This window comes from Alteribacillus iranensis, from assembly GCF_900113025.1.
GTDB classification, from domain to species: domain Bacteria; phylum Bacillota; class Bacilli; order Bacillales; family Marinococcaceae; genus Alteribacillus_A; species Alteribacillus_A iranensis.
The window spans coordinates 404,825-420,618 of record NZ_FONT01000002.1 but is presented as its reverse complement, the minus strand read 5'-3'; the positions used below and the strand labels follow the sequence as shown (position 1 = coordinate 420,618).

Here is a 15,794-nt window from a genome sequence, read left to right as displayed (position 1 = left end):
TTTATTGATTGTCTTTAAAACGATTAATGTGTCTTCCCAGTTTCGTCACGTTTAAGTCATCTTCATAAACCATCCAGTCTTCGCCGATATCCCAAAATTCTTTAAAATCATCGGTGAATTTTTTACTTAAGGCGAAGCTTTCTGCGAACATGAGTTGGACTTGCTTGGAAGCATCTTTGTTCAAAATGCGTTTCTTTTCCTCTTTCATCCATTCTTTCGTTGGGACACTTTTTTCTAAGCGTTGTTTGCGCATTTCTTTCCGCTTTTCTTTGGTTGCTTTAAGATCAACGACAAATTCACCGTCTTTCTCTTCGTACACGCAACCGAACGTGCTTTCAGCAAAGCGAGGTAAAATAAACCGTTCATTTAAATCGTTTTCTACCTCTTTCGGATCTCTATCTAATGGATCGCCGAACCCTGGACCCCCGCGCAGGTAATTCAACATGAGATCATAATCGCCGAACTCTTCTTGTGTCGTCACGGCCTGTCTGTCACGATTGATTGTTTCTGCCTTTAAGTTCTTCTCGTAGCCTGGATCGTCTGGATCGGTATCTCCGCCGAGTGGAAGAGGTAATCTCTTTTCAATCCGTTCTTTCAAGTCGGTGTTGTACGCACTGAAGCGGTAACCAGCAGCACCTGGGTAACCCCCCATTAAACCGCAGTCTGTGGCCATGGCTCCTGAACCTGCAACCAACATGGTCCATTCTTTCGCACCCCAGCCAAGACGCAAGGATTGCCAGCCATTCCCACCGCGATATTTACCGGGGCCTCCGGAACCAGGTAATATTTCTCTTCCCATGAAGATGAGAGGTTCAAGAACTTCCCAAATTTCCATATCGCCCATATCGCCTTCTGGATTCCATAAAGCAGCGGAGTGGCTAATTCCATCTTTTACAGCGCTTGCGCCTACCCCGCAGGCTGCGGATTCAAAACTGTTTAAAGCGGACAATTCGCCGTGATGGTCGTACCCGCCACCTTGCAGCCAGTTCGACGTGTGAGCGTTCCCGGCATTGATTTCTTCTAAAAATCCTCGGCCCCAATATCCGCGGCTCAGTCCGCGCCAGAGCGGTGTCCACCCTGCAACGAGACCGTGCCATGTGTTTGAGTGGGCAGATCGAATATCATCCGGGCTAAACCATGACCCTAACGGAATACCGAAGCTGCTAGCGTAATAGGCACCGTCATTGATTCGATCATTTGGAACGAGAGTTTGTGCAAGCATTACCCAAATACCGCTCGTTATCGATACAGGTGTGGCGTTGAACGGGTGCCATCCCCAACGGCTGGACCCCTCAAAGTCAATTTCTAAATGGGCATCTTTATGAATCTTTATTTCGGATGGGGTATGAATGATAGAGTCTTGTTGGGCAAACTTAGGCAAATCGAGTCCTTCAAATGGCACATCGATAAATGAAGCGGCACGATACGTACCAGGAATCGTCATCGTTTTTACTTGGTTGACGAAGCCACGGCGGCCATCTTCAATAATTTCGCGCATGAATTGTTTATAATTATCTGCGCCTTCTTCTTCAATGACGTCGAGAACTAAGTCACGAATCATATGACAACCGGCGACGCGTGTCTTCTCGTCCAATGTCCAATACTTAGAACCACGTACAGAACGAGTACTCTCTAGCAGCCAGTCTTTGGACAATTCGTCATTTTCTCCAACTTTCCGGCAAGTGATCTGGTAGCCGTCATCATAACGTTGAACAGGTCCCATCGGCATGCTTCCCGGTCCAGAAGCTCCCGTATCAATAACGTGAGTTACTCCTCCGACCCATCCGAGCAGTTCTCCTTCCCAGAAAATCGGAACGAGGGTATGAACGTCACACGTATGCACGTTACCGACGTGGTTATCATTGTTACAGAAGATGTCACCGTCATTAATACCAGGATTGTCTTCATAATCTTTATCAATCATGAATTTGATGGCGGCACCCATGGTTCCCACGTGGATGATAATACCGGTGGACGTAACGATGGAATCGGCTTCTGGTGTATATAAGCTAAAGCATAGTTCCCCTTCTTGTTCAACAATAGGAGAAGCCGCAACTTTTTTCGCTGTTTCTCTCGCATGAACGACCCCGCCGCGAAGTTTAGAGAATATTTTTTCAAATCGGATCGGATCCGCCTCTTTAAACGTTAACTCTTCAAGACCGGCGTAATATCCTGTTTCTTTACTTACTCTATCAATCTCGGCTCTCATTTCCTTTAACGTTTTTCCATCCCAACCAATCGGTACTTTCTTATTTTGAATCTCTTCGATTGTTTTCAAAAAGATAACCTCCTATCTTATTTGTTTAATTCTTTCAAATGGAAAATGCGGTTCTCATCCAAGTACGTCTCAAATCCAGGTGGAATAACGAGGGTCGTGGCCGTTGATTCAATGATCGATAACGATCCGATTTTGTTTCCAGGTAACAATTTTTCCATTTCATAAATGTCTGCCTGGATCCACTCTCCATCCCAATATACAGGGCGATTCCCCAGGAATGCTTCATCGGGTGGTATGGGACTAGATAGAGGTTCTTGTGGTATTTTTGGAAGTGGAACGTCAACGACACCGCGAACGATAGCTCCCGTGATGGAGTAACCTAATTCAGGAGATAAGGCAGATTTGGCGTAGACACGCGTATACATGTCTTCAAACGCTTTTACGAGTGCGTAGTAGTCACTCACATCTTTGAATGCACTAATCGGCGCTTCAATCTCTAAGTCGTTTAGCTGGCCTTGGTATTGCATGCGGAAAAACAGGCGGTAATCCACATCATCTTCGGTATATTCATTTTTCTTAAATTCATCACCAACGTGTCCTTTTAGTTCATCCCAAGCTGCTTGCAGTTCTTTCCCTACGGCTAAAATTTCTTTTTCCGTTGCTTTTTCAGGGAGGTTAAGGTCTAGTGTTTTATCGTAACGGTACTCAAAGTCAGCAGCGCCGCACCCAAAGGCAGAAAAACCAGCAGCCCAAGCAGGGATAAGAATATCTTCAAATCCAAGCCCTTTTGTATATCCTGCTGTATGAAGAGGGCCACCTCCGCCGTAAGAGAAGCATGCATATTGAGAAGGGGAGAAGCCTTTTCCTAAAATCATGGATTCCAAATAGTTTTTCAATTGAGATTCTAGTAGTTCAGTAACACCGAAGGCAGCATCTTCTACTGACAATCCAAGCGGGTCCGCCACTTGTTCTTTTACCGCTTGATACGCTTTTTCACGTGACAGTTTAATCGTTCCGCCAATAAAATTGTCCGGGTTGATGAGTCCTAACACGACGTGACAATCAGAGACTGTTACTGTTTCAATGCCGCTGTCTGGATTACATACACCGACGAGCGAGCCTGCGCTGTCCGGACCTAACGTTAAGTTTCCGTAGTTTGGATCGATGCGGACATAACTGCCTGTTCCCGCTCCGGTAGTGTCCATGGAAACGAGTGGTAACGACAACACAAGACGTGCCATATCCGGGCTTGATTCAATATCCAAATCTCCTTGGGTAATGAGACCAATATCAAAACTAGTGCCTCCAATATCGGAGCAGGCTACATTTTTAATCCCTAAATTGTCACTTAAATATTTCGCGCCCACCATGCCGCCGATCGGACCCGAAACGCACGTGCGGGCCAGTTCATTCGCTTCAATACTGATCGTTCCACCGTGGCTTGCCATAATGCGTAAATTAAAATCAGTGCCGTTTTCACGCAACGCTTTATCAAGGTTTGCTAACGTTTCTCGAGATGGTTCGGCCGCATACGCTTCAACGATCGTTGTATTCGTCCGGTGAGATTCTTTCCGAACCGGATAGTAATCAGCCGTAGCAAATATTTTGATATTTTTATTTTGTTCCGTGATCATACGTGTTGCGATATCGCGAATTTTTCGTTCATGATCAGGATATGTGTAGGAATGCAATAAACTAATAACGATCGCTTCGACATCTTCATCAATTAACTTTTGGATGGCGCCTTCCACTTCATGTTCATAGAGAGGGATCACCACATTACCAAACATATCGACTCGTTCGGTTACTCCGACTGTCCATTTACGAGGGACGAGGGGTTCATCAAAGTGGTGAGTGTTAATATGGACGCGGTCGGAATAGGAGTACCCGAGAAAAGACTGGAGTCCCCGTCCCATCCGGTGCATATCTTCGGTTCCTTTATTCAGGACGAGTCCCACCCGTAAACCAACCCGGGATACAAGGCGGTTAAGCATGGCCGTACCAGAGTAGACACCTGCTAATAAGTTAGGAAACTCATCTTCTACCGTGGCCCCCCATTGATCCAACGCATCTTTAGAAGAATTCATGAGACCAATATGCTCATCCTTAGGTGTCGTTTGAGCTTTCCCAACGACAAATTCTCCTTTTTCATCAATAATGAACGTGTCTGTCATTGTGCCGCCAGCATCAATTGCAAGAATTTGTGATTTTGCCAAATACCTTCTCCTCCTTTTTTTGGATGTGCCCATGTAAATTGCAAATAGCGTGCCAAAACAGAAAAGCGGAGGCGTGTAAGGAAGTTCGACTAAGAACGTCACGTCCTGTGACAACGTCGAACTGACCCACGTCGTGTGGGCCCGCGACAGGTTCCGACGTACAGGATGTACTAGCACCGCCGTTTCCACAGGACGTGGAGTATTTAGGCGGTGATCCTTCGAATACAGGCCATCCCGATGGCCGGAGGGGAAGACGATTATAGATGATCGGCTAAAACCGTCTCGTCCTGAGACAACGCCGATCTGACCCACATCGTGTGGGCCTCCCGAGCAGCTGGACGCCGCAACTAGACAGATAGAAAAGCGTAAGTGCCCTGCTTAGCCGCGACAGGTTCTGGAGGGGCAGCAAAGAAAGGTGCTCTTCCTTTCATTGACTGCACCGAAGAAACCCCGAGCGGCTGGGCACTGAAGCTAGACAACAAGAAAAGCGGAGGCGTGTAAGGAAGTTCGACTAAAGAAAAAGGAACTTCTACTAAAACCGCCCACATCGTGTGGTCAACGTAGAAGCCACCGCCTCCTGCGGAAGTTCCTGAGACAACGTCGAACTGGCTTGCACAGGATGTGCTGACTTTTGCGTTGCAAACAGGACCGTTTGCGCTTTTAGCAAAAGAAACATTCATCTGTGGGCCCGCGACAAGCTCATGAGACGTGCAGAGGAGACTTGCCACAAGAAATCTCACAAGAATACAAAAATTATTTTTTAATGAAGTAAAACAGACAGTATATTCAAAATTTTTGCGCCGACTGACAGCAACAATGTTTGTTTTCGCTACACGTGTAGCGATGCAGGTGTAGCTAGCTGTGTCGGGGTAGAAAGGTATTGATACATGTACAAAGGACATTCGATCACTGAATACGATAGAGAATAAGGGAATGGAAATAGAGGAAAAGACGAAGACTTAGTTTCTCGCCAAGTCTAGAGGGAAACAGGTTAGGTTTTACGTGAACATCAAAAAAGAGCTGCTGGCATATAGCCCGCAGCCCAATTTCTACCAGTTGGAGAAGTTCCATGTTTACAACACTGTCTTCAACGGTTATGTGTACTGGTAGAAGAAACTAAGGTTATTTCCCAACGGTGTCTAGCGCATCAGATAACACTGCATCTATGTCTCTCACCCGTTTGGAAATCGTTGTCGGGGAGACGTCATATTTCTCCGCAAGCTTTTTCTGTGTCACGTTCTCGAGGGCGAGACTATGTTTCCCTACATAGTATTCTAAGGCCGCCGCAAACACTTCTTTCTTTCGAATAACAGGAGAGGTCTGAGAGCAAAACGTGACCCATGTCTTCTCAGCTTCAGCTATGCCATTGTTTTCTCGAAGCTCTGGCTCTGCTTTTTCAGTGAACAGACGAAAGACATCTTGTTCGTCTTCGCTCCATGAATGGTCTGCCGTTATGTTTTGGTTTACGGAAGTATCTTCTTCGCTTGCTAAACGCTCTTCTCTCAAATGCGAGAAGTAATCATTCAACAATGCAGGGAACAATTTCTCTTTTTCCTCTTTCTCTAATCGTTGATATGCATCACGAGCGGATAGCTGAAATGCTTCCACAAATACATCATACTTTTCCATTTCCGCCGTTTCTCGTTCGGGGCGGGTCACGATCATATAAGGGACGCCGAATGCAAACCATTTTCCTTGGACAGGGACAAGGCCGAGAAAACCAAGTCCAGCCGGGCCAGGCGGATAATCAGACGGGAGCTCCACCTGATACGATTTACCGCTCGCCAAATCTGTTGCCTGCATGGACGACCCAGACCATTCCTCCAACTGAAACAACGAAAACACCGCTTGATGCTGCCAAGATTTTAATAAATGCCGTTGTTTCACATTCCAGATTGGGGCATCAGCCAGCAGCTTCATTTCTTCATCGCCGCGTTCCAAAAGGTAATGGCCAAAATAAAGAAGCGTAAACAACTGCGTTTCCGACTCATCATTCAGATGAATAAACGCTTCTTCTTCCAACGAATCTGCCATATAATGCTGGAACGAGGCTGGAGAATGATTCATAATATATTGGAAAGATTGGCCTTGAATCCATGTAATGTCTTTCCCTGTATACGTAATAGACGTCACTTTATTCATACAACACTTTTTATATTTTTTACCGCTGCCACAGGGGCACGGTTCATTTCTTCCCACTGCCATACATACACCACCATCATTTAAGTATAGTTTTACTTTACCACAGATCCTGGCGTGGAAGAAATTTTCATCTTGACCGTGCAATCTCCCTACCGCTACGATAAAAGAAAAAAAGGAGACATCCTCATGGATGATAACAACCTCGTATTGATTGGATTTATGGGTGTCGGTAAAACGACAGTAGGGGAGTTGCTTGCCGATCGACTGCAGCGAGAATTTTTAGATATGGACCGTGTCATTGAGAAGGAAACGGGCCGGACCATACCAGATATTTTTGCGGCGGAAGGGGAAGTGGCTTTTCGAGAAATAGAGAAGCGAATAACCATTGATTATTGCCGTAACACGAAGAAAAACATTCTCTCTCTCGGGGGAGGAGCGTATATGCAGCCAGAGATTCGAGAGGCTTGCCTCAAAGAATGTACCGTCATCTTTCTCGATATTTCCTGGGAGCAGTGGCTTGAACGTATGGAGGAGCTGAAGGAGGGACGTCCTCTGTTGCAGGAGAAAAGCCTAGAGGAGATTCAAAAGCTTTTCGACTCTCGTCACGATACGTATCGTCACTGTACGCATCACGTGTTGACCGACCGTACGACGCCAGAAGAAGTGACTGAAATCATCATGGAAAAGATGTCATGAGGGACAATAAGCTTCCTGACTACTGCTGACCAGGAAGCTCTCTTCATGCGAGAAAGGATGAACGACAATGAATATCATTCAAGTAAACGATACTGAGGAAATGAGCAGCATAGCAGCTGAGAAAATGATAGATTGCTTAAAAGAAAAACCACACGCAGTTTTCGGGCTTGCGACAGGGAGCACACCAGAAGGAACGTACCGAACGTTTATTGAACAGGTACATGAAAGAAAGCTTGATATTACCAAGTTGACGACGATTAATTTAGACGAATACGTAGGGCTTGCCCCGAGTCATCCAATGAGCTATCACGCTTACATGAAACAGCATTTCTTCACCCCTTTAGGGCTGGAACCGTCGCAGACTAATTTACCGAGAGGGGATGCCCCTGATCCTGAAGAAGAAGCCCAACGGTATGAAGCGCTCATACAACAGGTAGGAGGCATCGACTTTCAACTTCTTGGCATTGGGGAAAACGGACACATCGCGTTCAACGAGCCAGGAACCCCGTTTCAGTCTAGAACGCAAGTCGTCCGTTTAACAGCGAACACGCGGGAAGTCAATTCGCGTTTCTTTGACAAAAAAGAAGACGTCCCGACCCATGCTTTAACGATGGGATTGGCTACGATTATGGAAGCCCGGTCCATTGTCCTGCTTGCAAATGGGGAGCGGAAACGAGAGGCGATCACCCGGTGTATCGAAGGAGAAATAAACGAAGAAGCTCCTGCTTCCATTTTAAGAAATCATGCTCACGTGACGGTTATTGCTGATAAGGAAGCATTGAGGGACATATCAGAAGAAAAAATACAGAAAGTATAAGTTGCGCTCCATACTCTAATAAAGGGGAAGGAAAAAAAAGGAAGTAAGCGAATGTGATCCGTAGAGCTTTTGGCCTAGTTACTTCCTGATTTCTCCTCTTTTTGTAAAAAATAGGCGTTTTGTCCTTGGAAAAATGGCATATGATATGGTTTTCTTATCGATTCTTGTGTAAAATGAAAAGATAAAGAGGAAAGGAGCACGTCACTTCTATGTCTTCTTCATTAGAGCAAAGATTATACGTCATACTGCAAGAAGCGATTCATTCCAAGCAATTTGATCAGGCAGAACAAGCCATCGCCTATTTAAAAGCATTAAAGGAAATGGAACTCTTTGTATCCGAGGAAATGCAGGAAACGGCAGCCGCATTAACGGATCCCCCCGAACGGAAGGAGATCGCGCGCCCTATCGAGATAGCAGCTTCTCGTCACTCTCTGGCTCCGGAAACGAAAAGACAATCTTTATTGCTGCTTTTTTACATGAAGGACGAAAACGTTCTGAAATTTAAAAAAAGTCCGCAAACGTACACGGTGAGTGTTGAATTTTTCAAAGCATTTCTAACGCACTTAAAGAGTTGGGAAGAGAGGGCTCCTTTTTCATCGAAAGATTTTTACGGCGAGTTCGCAGACGAACTTCGTACCTATACAACTTATCAGAATTCCACGTTACGACAGTTCATCACACTTTTGTTTCGTTTTATCCATAAAATGGAAATAATAAAAAAGCCCAACCCACCCCAAAGGAATCTCTTTTACGTCGATCCAACCTTTGAGCCGGACGAAGTTATCGATGAAATAAAGAGTAAAAAAATGTTGCAATTATAAGGGGGGAAGCCCTGGTAGGACGCTGGTTCAAGGATTTTTCGAATCAGCGAAAAAGGGCTTCTTTTTTTATTTACAAAAAAGTGAGAATCACCGCCATTTTATAAAAAAGGTGTGCTATAATTTCAAATAGTTCATGGGAAAATTGGCAAGATTAGACAACTATCCGGGACAAAATGCGCGAAATGCAGACAACCTGGAATGACATAGGTGTGGGGGTTGAACATGGAAGAAGAAACAATAAGCTTGCAAGAAGTCTTTCAAACGCTGAAAAAACGCCTTGCGATGATTGTCATTATTACGTTTTTGGTCACAGCAGCAGCAGGAGTAGTCAGTTTTTTTCTTTTAACACCAATCTACCAAAGCAGTACCCAGCTCCTTGTCAGTCAGCAAGCGACCGGAGCACAGTCGGCTTTGGAAGCGGTCGGGTTTGACACGGATGCGGAATACATAGAGACGTACAATGTCATTATGAAAAGTCCTTACATATTGGATCAAGTAGTGGAAGAATTGGGCACGGATGAAAAAGCATCCCAGCTCAACCAAAAGCTGAATATTTCGAGAGAAGGGGAATCACAGGTCATTACATTAACGGTGGAAGATCCCGACCCGGCTAGGGCGGTAGAGATTGCGAATACAACGGCCTCCGTGTTTGAACGGGAGATCTCTGATTTGCTGCGTATTGATAACATTGTTGTTCTGGCGCCAGCTGAATTAAGTGAGAATCCAGCGCCCGTGAAGCCGCAGCCACTGTTAAACATGGCTATTGCTTTTGTCGTTGGTCTCATGGCAGCAATTGGTCTTTCCTTCTTATTAGAGTACTTGGATAATACGTACCGAAACGAAGAGGACATTGAAAGAGAACTCGGCCTGTCTGTATTAGGCAGCGTCCCGCTCATAGATGAAACCAATTATAGAAGCACCGCTGGCAAAGGTTCAGCATCCAGCAGGACAAGGAAAGGGCGTGAAAAAGTTGGCTCGTAAATCGAGAAAGAATAAGTCATCCAGCAGCCGTAATCTCGTTACTTGGGAAGACCCGAAATCCACAGTCTCAGAGCAATACCGGACAATACGGACGAATATTCAATACGCCTCGGTACAAAGGGAAATGAAAACCATCGTGGTAACCTCAGCCGGTCCGGAAGAAGGAAAATCCACGACCGTCGCCAACCTTGCAGTGACGATGGCGCAACAAGGGAAGAAGACGCTCATCGTGGATGCCGATTTGCGTAAGCCGACCGTTCACTACACGTTTCGAACGATGAACACTCACGGGTTGACGAACGTGCTTATTCATCAATCTCGATTTTCAGAAGTGATACAGGAGACAACGGTTGAGAATTTATTTATTTTACCGAGCGGTCCGATTCCGCCCAATCCAGCAGAGTTATTGAGTGCGAAGAAAATGGAGCAGCTTCTGCTCGAAGCAAAGCAAGAATTCGACGTCATTTTGTTTGATACTCCTCCTGTCCTGCCAGTAACGGATGCACAAATTCTCGCTGGTCAAAGCGACGGGTGCATACTTGTCATTAGAAACGGAAAAACGGACAAACAAGCTGGAATGAAAGCAAAAGAATTACTAGAAAAAGCAGACGCAACAATGATCGGAGCCATTTTAAACGAGAGAAAAATCTCTCAAAAACAGGAATATTACTATTATTACGGCAAGTCATAAGAAAAAGCTGAGCTGTATCACGTACCTGTTCCCGTGGTGAAAGCTTTTTAACTGATTTTTTATCCTTCGAGAGGCTGGACGCTGAAGAAGACAAACCCTATAAACGTTCACATTTAAATTTCATAAAAAAGAAAGGGGGATATCCAGAAGATGGATAGCTCCTTTCTTATTTTTATGTGATAATAGGGGAGGATAAGTACAGGAGATGGGGAAATTTCCCGGGAAATATATCATATTGTCGAAAAGGAACGTGTAAACTGTAAAATATCGCCATCATGACAAGGGTGCGATACATCTAGAAGGGAAGAGATGAACGTGAAACAGTTTGAACATTCCGAGGTATTAAAACGATTGCCAAAACAGTTTTTCGCTGATTTGGTGCAGAAAGTGCAGCGCTTGAAAGCGGAGGGGCATGACGTTATTAACTTAGGCCAAGGAAATCCTGATTTGCCTACGCCTCCGTCCATTGTAAAAAGCTTACAAGAAGCAGCGGAAGATCCGCAAAATCATAAGTATTCTCCATTCAGCGGGAAGAAGGAACTGAAAGAAGCAACAGCCGAATTTTATAAGCGCGAGTACCAAGTAGAGCTAGACCCGGAAACAGAAGTAGCCATATTATTTGGCGCTAAAACGGGGCTCGTTGAAATTACACCGAGTTTAACAAATCCAGGAGACACTGTCTTACTTCCAGATCCTGGATACCCTGACTATTTATCTGGAACGGCAATGGCGGACGTACGGGTCGAAACGATGCCCTTGCTGGAGAAAAACAGCTTTTTGCCGGATTATGGGGAGATTCCGGACGATGTGCTATCCGACGCGAAGCTGCTTTTCCTCAATTACCCGAACAATCCAACATCCGCCACAGCGGACAAAGCATTCTTTGACAAAACGATCGACCTTGCGAAAGAGCATGACCTTTGCGTCGTTCATGATTTCGCATACGGTGCCATCGGCTATGATGGGAAAAAGCCCCAAAGCTACTTGCAATCAGAAGGAGCCAAAGACGTCGGGGTAGAAATGTACACGTTGTCCAAAACATACAACATGGCTGGTTGGCGTGTCGGCATGGCAGTCGGTAACCGCTCTGTCATCGAGGCCATTAATTTGATTCAAGACCACATGTACGTTAGCTTGTTTGGAGCCATCCAAGACGCATCGATCCACGCGTTAACAGCCGATCAGGAAATGGTCAGGCAGCTTGTAGAGACCTATGAGTCCCGCCGAAATGCCTTTATCGGAAAGATGCATGACATCGGTTGGCACGTCGAAGCACCGACGGGCACATTTTTCGTGTGGCTCCCCGTACCAGATGGATATTCTTCCGAAGAATTCGCGGATATCCTTCTTGAACAAGCACATGTCGCCACAGCACCTGGTAATGGGTTCGGGGAATACGGGGAAGGATATGTCCGCGTCGGACTCCTGGACTCCGAAGACCGGTTGCGTGAAGCCGGCGACCGCATCGCCAAACTGAATCTATTTTAAGATGAATGACAGACGGACACCAGACCTATGGCAGCAGCCGAGGCTGGTGTCTTTTTAGGTGTTAGGAAAGCATAGAGCGTACGGACTTGGGTCATGTGCAATAGCTGGTAGAAGCCCAGTCGGACAAAAAGCAGCCACTCATCCGCAGCGAACGGTAATTCTGAATGCACGTTCTATGAAGGGAGGAGCATAATCCGAGGAGGTCATGCAAGAAGGAGAAAGATGTCCAAAAGCCGTGGCAATATTTCAGGTGGGAACGGAGGCGGTGGGAAGTTACCCGGAAGGAACGGCAACCCCATCTGGAGGTGACGCAAGGAAGAGGAAGATGCCCAAAAGCCATGGCAATATTTCAGGAGGGAACGGAGGCGGTGGGAAGTTACCCGGAAGGAACGGCAACCCCATCTGGAGGTGACGCAAGGAAGAGGAAGATGCCCAAAAGCCATGGCAATATTTCAGGAGGGAACGGAGGCGGTGGGAAGTTACCCGGAAGGAACGGTAAATCCTCAGGGAGGTCATGCAAGGGAAAGTAAGATGCCCAAAAGCCGTGGCAAAATCTCAGGAGGGAACGCAGACGTTGGAAAGTTGCCTTGGAGGAGCGTCCAATCCCTCGGGGGGTGACGCAAGGAAGAGGAAGATGCCCAAAAGCCGTGGCAATATTTCAGGTGGGAACGGAGGCGTTAGGAAGTTACCCGAAAGGACCGGCAATCCCAACTGGAGGTGACACAAGGAAGAGAAAGATGCCCAAAAGCCGTGGCAATATTTCAGGAGGGAACGCAGGCGTTGGGAAGCTACCCGGAAGGATCGGTAAATCCTCAGGGAGGTCATGCAAGGGAAAGTAAGATGCCCAAAGTCAAGTCGGCAGTAAGCATCCTACCCCATAGGAACATATGGAATTCATCGATAGAGACAAGTGTCTTTGTCTTCACGAAAGGGAGCAGTCCCGAGAAACGTACATACTTAAAAAGCGCCATGTCCCGTGAGATTAGGAACAATGGCGCTTTAGTTATTGGAAAGGATAAAAGCTATTCGGCTTGTGTGAAAGGGCCAGCTACGTCCAGTTCCAGGCGCCTTGCACTTTTCCCTATTACTCTTTTGAATGCTTCACAGCTTCCAATATAGGTTCTTTTAACGCGAAAGCTAACGTACGAGAGTACATCGTCGTGATATGATTGTAATCGCGATAAACAAGAACATTTCCAATGACAGGACGGCAGTACTCATCATCGCAGAAATACTCCGTTAAATCGGCGAACGTGACATTGTCAGGAATACCGTCTGTGTTTTCCCATGGTGGGATATCAGAGAGGAAATCGTCCGTTGGAATCGCGCACTCCTCTAAGTTATCTGGATTTTCATCCACACAGATCGGAATGTCTTCTTCCATTCTTGGAGTATCACGAAGTGCTAACACTTCCGTACTCTCCTCGAGCTTTTCCCATTGACTCATGTATCCCTCGGGTACTGTCTTACCGTCATTGACATTGGCTGTCGTAAAGACGACGTCCGGCGGGTTTTCAGTCAGTGGATCAATCACTTTTTCGTTCCATTCCATACACGATTCCGTCAATTGACCATCGAAATCTTCATCAGAGAAACGGCATCCATCTTTATTGTACACATCAATTTGCATATTCAGCTCTTCGGTTAACTCCATAAGAGCCGGGAACCAGTGGCCCGAATGGGAGCCTCCGACGAGAGCCAGTGTGAAGGCTGGTGTATCGGTCTCACCATAGGAGCAGATAGTGACATCAGAGTTCTCGAGACCGGAGTAACAGTTGTCACCGTAAAACTCAGGTAAATCTTCTTTCGCCTGTAGCGTCGTAGGAATCATCTCCGCCTCCGGATCTGGTTTAATGTTTTCAGACACGGCGCGTGCCCCTGGGTTCTCTTCCACTTCATAATTCTCTTCTTCTACCTCTTGCATATCGGCGACATAAGAGCCCCAAGACGTACTAACAATGAGGATAGGAAGCAGCAAAGAAGTAAAGATTGCTGTCAATTTTACTTTTGATTGTTTCACGCTTAGCTTTCTCACCGGCGTCTCAATGAAATGGCTCGTCAGTACAGAGAGGCCGAATGCTGCCGCGATAATAGCAATGCCGCCTAACAAGGAAGCCGATTCTACCCCGAAGAAAGCGAAATAGAAGATGAGAAGCGGCCAATGCCATAAATAAAATCCATACGAAATACTGCCAAAAAACATAAAAGGTTTTGATCCTAATAATCGTTCCACTCCGAATCGGCTGCCATTTTCCGCCGCGATAATGACGAGAATCACACCACCGGTTGGCAACAAAGCAGCAATCCCTGGAAATACAGTGGACACAGGTAAAAGCATACCGGTAAACGCGATAATGGCTAGGCCGAGCCAGCCAAGAATGATGCTGGCCGTTTTTGGAAACGACACATACGAAATCAGTAAAGCCAGCATACCGCCTAAGCTGAATTCCCATACACGGGCGAACGTATCAAAATAAGCCCATGGTTGGTTTACCGCCGTGATGTACACCGAATACGAAAGAGAAGCAAGGAATAATGTAATAAGTACGCCTAATAGTGTTTTTCGTACCGGTGTTTTGAACAATTTCGTAGCAATAAAGTAGGCGAGCAAAATAACCAATGGCCATGTGACATAAAATTGACCTTGCAGCGAGAGCGCCCAGAAATGCTGGTATGGGCTCGCTTGATTGTTTTGTGCTAAATAATCCACGGCGCTAAACGCAAGCTCCCAGTTTTGAAAATAAAAAGCCGACGCGTAAATTTCAGAAATGGTTTGTTCCCACTGCGCTTGAGGAAGCAGCAGTAGCGACAACACTGCTGTCGTTAAAATGACGGTAAACGCCAATGGGAATAACCTTCTCATGATTCCCATTAAATAGTCGAGTATATGTAGCCGGCCTTCCCGTTGTATCCTGGATAACAACGATGTCGTAATTAAGTAACCCGAAACAATAAAAAAGACATCGACTCCCCCAGATACAGAGCCAAGCCATATGTGATAGATTGCAACGAGAAACGCTGCAACCGCTCGTACCCCTTCTAGTTCAGGGCGGAACTTTTTCTCAGGTGACCTTAAATCCCCCATCATACCCATCTCCATTTGCAATGATCTGTAACTTGATCGACAGACGCAAGCCGGCACGGAGTAAGTGTAGGCAAGTTGTCATGACGTTCTCCTAGCTCCCAGGATCGACATGGTTTCCTTTCATTTTCCGAGCTGTTCGTGATGTCAGGCATTCGAAAAAGGGTTGCGACACCTAGAGAAGCTAGAGAATAGACAAGTTTTTCTAACATTTATAGTCGCATTTCTCCTCCAGAATTTCAAGAGTGGAAGAGAGATAACACGGATGTTGTCGTTTCCTAAGAATAATTTCAATGAGGAGAAAATAGAGGCTTTACATAAATTTTTATTGGCCTTATGAAGAGTATATCTGTACACGGAAGTCATGCAAAGAGGGGGAAGCTACCCAAAAATGATGTCAATCTTTCAGGAGGGAACGGAGGCGTTGGGAAGTTATCCGAAAGGAACGTCAACTCCTTCTAGAGGTTACGCAAGGAGGAGGAAGCTGCCCAAAAGCCGTGGCACTATCTTAGGAGGGAACGCAAACGGTGGAAAGCTGCCCTCAAGGGATGGCAAAATCTCCAGGAGGTCATGCAAGGAGGGGGGAAGATACCCCAAAATCAGTGTTATTTTCACATTAGGTCACGCGAACACAGGAAAGCT

11 protein-coding genes are annotated in these 15,794 nt (G+C 46.0%); 6 read left to right on the top strand and 5 right to left on the bottom strand.

The features are described from left to right. Position 1: 1 nt before the first annotated feature. From BM095_RS05965 to BM095_RS05950, 4 genes are all read right to left on the bottom strand, one after another. A complete protein-coding gene (locus BM095_RS05965; protein ID WP_245757827.1) occupies positions 2-2,278 on the bottom strand; it encodes a hydantoinase B/oxoprolinase family protein in 2,277 nt (758 codons plus the stop codon). 17 nt (positions 2,279-2,295) lie between these two features. Further along, complete coding sequence (locus BM095_RS05960) at positions 2,296-4,434, bottom strand: hydantoinase/oxoprolinase family protein (protein ID WP_281243869.1); 2,139 nt, start codon at positions 4,432-4,434, stop codon at positions 2,296-2,298. Between the two features lie 347 nt (positions 4,435-4,781). Beyond that, positions 4,782-5,114 (bottom strand): hypothetical protein, encoded by a 333-nt coding sequence (locus BM095_RS16330; protein WP_143083187.1) that lies wholly within the window; start codon positions 5,112-5,114, stop codon positions 4,782-4,784. A 442-nt stretch (positions 5,115-5,556) separates the two neighbouring features. Continuing rightward, positions 5,557-6,639: a YecA family protein gene (locus tag BM095_RS05950; protein ID WP_091659794.1), complete on the bottom strand. Its 1,083-nt coding sequence runs from the start codon at positions 6,637-6,639 to the stop codon at positions 5,557-5,559. A 123-nt stretch (positions 6,640-6,762) separates the two neighbouring features. On the opposite strand from BM095_RS05950, the gene BM095_RS05945 reads away from it, so the two are divergent. The 6 genes from BM095_RS05945 to BM095_RS05920 all read left to right on the top strand — a co-directional run bounded on the left by BM095_RS05945 (position 6,763) and on the right by BM095_RS05920 (position 12,070). Then, positions 6,763-7,272, top strand: a complete 510-nt coding sequence (locus tag BM095_RS05945) for a shikimate kinase (RefSeq protein ID WP_091658865.1) — start codon at positions 6,763-6,765, stop codon at positions 7,270-7,272. A gap of 67 nt (positions 7,273-7,339) precedes the next feature. Then, positions 7,340-8,089, top strand: a complete 750-nt coding sequence (gene nagB / locus BM095_RS05940; RefSeq protein WP_091658862.1) for a glucosamine-6-phosphate deaminase — start codon at positions 7,340-7,342, stop codon at positions 8,087-8,089. A gap of 209 nt (positions 8,090-8,298) precedes the next feature. Beyond that, a complete protein-coding gene (locus tag BM095_RS05935; protein WP_091658860.1) occupies positions 8,299-8,910 on the top strand; it encodes a hypothetical protein in 612 nt (203 codons plus the stop codon). Positions 8,911-9,132: 222 nt separating this feature from the next. Then, a complete protein-coding gene (locus BM095_RS05930) occupies positions 9,133-9,891 on the top strand; it encodes a YveK family protein (RefSeq protein ID WP_091658857.1) in 759 nt (252 codons plus the stop codon). Further along, positions 9,881-10,582 carry a CpsD/CapB family tyrosine-protein kinase gene (locus tag BM095_RS05925; RefSeq protein ID WP_245757826.1) on the top strand — a complete coding sequence of 234 codons (702 nt, stop codon included), beginning with the start codon at positions 9,881-9,883 and terminating at the stop codon, positions 10,580-10,582. Before BM095_RS05930 ends, BM095_RS05925 begins: the two co-directional genes overlap by 11 nt. A gap of 315 nt (positions 10,583-10,897) precedes the next feature. Next, positions 10,898-12,070, top strand: coding sequence for a pyridoxal phosphate-dependent aminotransferase (locus tag BM095_RS05920; RefSeq protein WP_091659791.1), 1,173 nt, complete (start codon positions 10,898-10,900; stop codon positions 12,068-12,070). A 1,084-nt stretch (positions 12,071-13,154) separates the two neighbouring features. Here the strand turns inward: BM095_RS05920 and BM095_RS05905 are convergent. Beyond that, positions 13,155-15,155, bottom strand: a complete 2,001-nt coding sequence (locus BM095_RS05905; protein WP_091658847.1) for an acyltransferase family protein — start codon at positions 15,153-15,155, stop codon at positions 13,155-13,157. Positions 15,156-15,794: the final 639 nt, after the last annotated feature.